The sequence below is a fragment of the Bacillus sp. LR--39 genome, from assembly GCF_053613335.1.
The window spans coordinates 1-838 of record NZ_JBSIOT010000604.1; the positions used below are offsets into that span (position 1 = coordinate 1).

The window sequence follows — 838 nt, forward strand, 5'->3', positions numbered from 1 at the left end:
GCCCTCCATTTCCGAAAAAACGGCCGGCAATGCCATTCAAGCCATTCAGGATACTTCAGACCTGATGGACTACAAAGAGCTTGAACGAGCGGTTTCTCTGCTTCTCAAAGCTCATACCGTGCATTTTATCGGCCTCGGGGCTTCCGGCATTGTCGCCAAGGACGCCCAGCAAAAGTGGCTTCGCATTCATAAACAAGCAACCGCGTTTACAGACACTCATCTTGTGGCATCTTTAATCGCAAATGCAGATAAAGACGATATCGTATTCGCCATTTCGTTTTCAGGAGAGACACAGGAAATCATTGAACTGTTTGCCATGGCCAAGGAAAAAGGCATCACAACGATCAGCCTCACACAATTCAGTCAGACATCCGTCTCCGCACTGGCTGATGTCCATTTGTATACAGCCCATTCCAATGAAGCCTTGATTCGAAGTGCAGCCACTTCCTCCCGCCTCGCCCAGCTTTTTATAATTGATGTTTTGTTTTTAGGCATGGCGGCTGAGCAGTATGAAACGACAACCGGTTATATCGATAAAACAAGAGCAGCCATCCAATCTATGAGAAAAAAATAAGGCATCTTGAAGGGGAGGGGTTTTAATGAGCAAAGAAAATAACTACCATCATCTCGCACAAAAAATCCTTGAGCTATGCGGAGGAAAATCCAATATTTCTTCATATACGCATTGCATGACACGCCTGCGCATTACGCCTTACGATGAAAGCAAAGCGGATGCTCAGGCTTTAAGAAAGCTTGACGGCGTATTGGGGGTCGTTGAAGCTGAAACCTTACAAATTATCCTCGGCACAGGAGTTGTCAATCATGTTACAGCTGCTTT

At 45.8% G+C, this 838-nt stretch carries 2 protein-coding genes; both read left to right on the forward strand.

The genetic code is table 11. The features are described 5' to 3' along the window. On the forward strand, positions 1-574 hold a 574-nt coding region (locus tag ACWHAR_RS25240), incomplete at its 5' end, for a MurR/RpiR family transcriptional regulator (protein WP_452088203.1). A gap of 25 nt (positions 575-599) precedes the next feature. Continuing rightward, on the forward strand, positions 600-838 hold a 239-nt coding region (locus ACWHAR_RS25245; RefSeq protein WP_452088204.1), incomplete at its 3' end, for a PTS glucose/sucrose transporter subunit IIB.